Source organism: Cobetia sp. (assembly GCF_983723665.1).
Genome location: NZ_CFDJES010000114.1, coordinates 5,621 through 8,958, shown reverse-complemented (window position 1 = coordinate 8,958; position 3,338 = coordinate 5,621). Strand labels below are relative to the sequence as shown.

Below are 3,338 nucleotides of genomic sequence, written 5' to 3'. Positions count from 1 at the left end.
CAGCGCCTGCTGGAGCGCTATCAGGATGGCGGTGGCCTCTACCCGCTGCTGCGCTATCGCCTGGAGCAATCCCCTGCCTCGCAGACTGCCCTGGCGAGTGTCGACCAGGAGCGCTGCCTCGATATCACCCTCGAGGAAATCTCCGCCACCGGGCACGACGAGTGGCTGGCCGCTCTCGCACTCGGCGCGACGCAGGTCATCGTCGAACTGCCCCACGACCTGCCCGCAGGCCAACACCAGCAGCTCGATAGCGAACGTCGCCTGGCACTGACCCTGCTCGACAGCATGGGGCTTGCCAATGCGGACAGTGGCGAGCCGCGCATCCGCTTCGTCTCTTTGCCATCCGCCCTGCCACAAATGGATAACTACGAGGCTGAAGCCCTACCCCTGATCACGCCGCTGTGTGTCGCTCTGGCACCGGGCGCGGACAGTGAAGAAGAGCAGCAGCCCAGCCAGCCGATCGCCCGTGACTGGCTGCTGGGTCAGCCGCAGGCACGCCCCGGCAAGCGCGAACGCCTCAATCGGGTGCTCGATCACCTGGCGACCCTGTCGGTCGCGGACCTGGCGCAGGACAGCGTCGCCGTGCCGACAGGCGCGCCCTTCGGCGTGGTGAACGTCGACAGCGACAACTGCACGCTGTGTCAGGGATGCGTCGCCGTCTGCCCGACCAGCGCCCTCTCGGCCAATCGCACGTCGCCTGCACTATCCTTCACTCAAGGTGACTGCGTGCAGTGTGGCCTGTGCGAGCAGGCATGCCCAGAGCAGGTCATCACCCTGACGCCTGGCTTTGCCCCGCAGCCCGACGTGCGGCGCGAACCGCAGCTGATCAAGCAGGATGTGCCCTTCCCCTGCATCAGCTGCGGCACGCCGTTCGGCTCCACCGCCACCATCACGGCGATGCAGACCAAACTGGCCTCGCATGCCTACTTCCAGGGCGATGGCGCACTGCGCCTGAAGATGTGCAGCGACTGCCGCGTCAAGGACATCTGGCACGAAATGGCACGTAATCCCGATGCCCAACTCAAGGTTTGAGCCAATGACATCACCCACGTCGACTCCCGACGACTTTGCAGCAGGTGGGACTGACGATCGTGCACCTGACACCCCTGCGGCCGACTCTCTGATAAGCCATAGTGAAGAACAGCAGGCATTGCGCGCCGACCTCTACCGGCTGCTGGCGCGGCTATTGCGCGCGGCGCCGGATGCGGAGCTGATCGACTTTCTGGCCGAACTCGACCATGACGCCATCAGCCTGCCCGGGGCCGCCGAGCAACAACTGCCGCGCGCGCTGGCGTCGCTGTCATTGGCCGCCCGCGTCAGCGACGCGCGCCGTCTGGAAGACGACTTCTTCCAGAGCCTGGTAGGCGTGGTGCAGGGCGAGGTAGTGCCCTACGCCAGCTGGTACCTCACCGGCTCGCTGATGGAGATGCCGCTGGTCGCCCTGCGCCAGGACCTGAAACGTCTCGGCTTCGAACGCCAGAGCGATGTGCATGAGCCCGAGGATCACCTCGGCGCACTGTGTGAGGTGATGGCCATGCTGATCGATGAGGTGCCCGGCGAGCAGGTCAATTTCTTCCGCCGCCATGTGGCCAGCTGGGGCGAGCGCTGCTGCGCCGACCTCGCGGGACGCGAGAGCCCCTTCTATGCCGCCGTCGGCTACCTGGGGCAGGCCTTCCTGCGGGCAGAGCGCCTGAACCTCGGTGACTCGATCCCGCTGCATGCGGCGACCGAAAACAACTCTGGCGAGCAGGTGACGGCCGAGGCCGTCCAGCTCGTCACGCCAGCCAGTGTGGCGCCCGACGCAAGACACTGATGTCACGCATGACGTGAAGCAACATTCGAGACTGCAACGCTAACCATCTCGCATCACCCAGCAGCATTGCCGACAGGAGATCAGCATGAAGACTGATGACGCAAAAGACAGCCATAACCAGGCGCGCCAGGGGCGCCGTAAATTCCTGCGCGTACTGGGCGCCAGCACCGTAGGGGTTGCCGCAGCAGGGTCATTGGCCGGTGCCGTGATTCCGGACCAGGCCGCCCCAGAGGCCCCCGTCAAGGACAAGGGCACTGACAACTATCGCGAGAGTGATCACGTCAAGGCCTTCTACGCCACGCTGCGTGACTGAACGCTAGACAGACAGTGCCCTGAGCCTGCGCCATGCGCGCGGCCAGCGGCCTGAACAACGGGCAGCGCGGAGAGGTTTCCGCCCGCCATCGACAGTGACAAGTCGGCACGGATCAGGACTGCCCCTGATCTGAAAGACCGCCGCTCCCGACATTGCCCCCTGACCCGCTCACGCGGCCCGGGCAATGATTCGGGTGACGAGGAGAGATGATGTCATGCGACTGACCCCCACCCCCTCTGCCAAAGAGACCTCAGGACTCGGCATCAACCGCCGCCAGTTCCTGAAACGCAGCGGTGTCGCCACCGGCGGCCTTGCCGCCGCGAGCTTCATGGCCGCCCCGATGATGAAACGCGCCGAAGCCAAGACCGAAGTGTCTGACGCGCCGGTCGAGACGAAGCGCACCATCTGCTCACACTGCTCCGTGGGCTGCGGCGTCTATGCCGAGGTCCAGGAAGGTGTCTGGACCAAGCAGGAACCCGCCTTCGATCACCCCTTCAACCGTGGCGCACACTGCGCCAAGGGCGCATCGCTGCGTGAGCATGGCCACTCTGACCGTCGCCTCAAGTACCCGATGAAGCTCGAAGGCGGCAAGTGGAAGAAGCTCTCCTGGGAGCAGGCCATCGAGGAAGTCGGCGACAAGGTGCTCGAGCTCACCAAGGAGCATGGCCCCGATAGCATCTACTGGCTGGGTTCGGCCAAGTTCAGCAATGAACAGGCCTACCTGATGCGCAAGTTCGCGGCCCTGTTCGGCACCAACAACGTCGATCACCAGGCGCGTATCTGTCACTCCACCACGGTGGCCGGGGTCGCGAATACCTGGGGCTACGGGGCGATGACCAACTCCTTCAACGACATGCACAACTGTCGTTCGATCCTGTTCATCGGTTCCAACCCGTCCGAAGCGCACCCGGTGGCCATGCAGCACATCCTGCTGGCCAAGGAACGCTCCAACGCCGAGATCATCGTCGTCGACCCGCGCTTCACGCGGACCGCCGCCAAGGCCAACAAGTACGTGCGCCTGCGTCCGGGCACCGATGTCGCCTATATCTGGGGCCTGCTGTGGCACATCTTCGAGAACGGCTGGGAAGATGAGGCCTACATCCAGCAGCGTGTCTACGGCATGGATGAAGTGCGTGCTGAAGTCGCCAAGTTCCCGCCGGCGGAAGTCGAGCGCATCACCGGCGTAGCCGAGGCCGACATGCTCGACGTCGC

Annotated in this window: 4 protein-coding genes; all 4 read left to right on the top strand. The window is 64.8% G+C overall.

The annotated features are described in order from the left end of the window. Positions 1 to 1,032: 4Fe-4S binding protein (locus AC4FAH_RS11260; RefSeq protein ID WP_490246050.1), on the top strand; the 1,032-nt coding region annotated here is incomplete at its 5' end. Between the two features lie 118 nt (positions 1,033 to 1,150). After that, entirely contained in the window at positions 1,151 to 1,813 is a 663-nt protein-coding gene (locus tag AC4FAH_RS11255; protein WP_490246049.1) for a TorD/DmsD family molecular chaperone, read from the top strand. Between the two features lie 85 nt (positions 1,814 to 1,898). Next, on the top strand, positions 1,899 to 2,126 hold the full coding sequence (locus tag AC4FAH_RS11250) for a twin-arginine translocation pathway signal (RefSeq protein WP_107334842.1): 228 nt from the start codon (positions 1,899 to 1,901) through the stop codon (positions 2,124 to 2,126). A 214-nt stretch (positions 2,127 to 2,340) separates the two neighbouring features. After that, positions 2,341 to 3,338 (top strand): molybdopterin-dependent oxidoreductase (locus tag AC4FAH_RS11245; protein ID WP_490246048.1); only part of this gene is annotated, 998 nt, incomplete at its 3' end.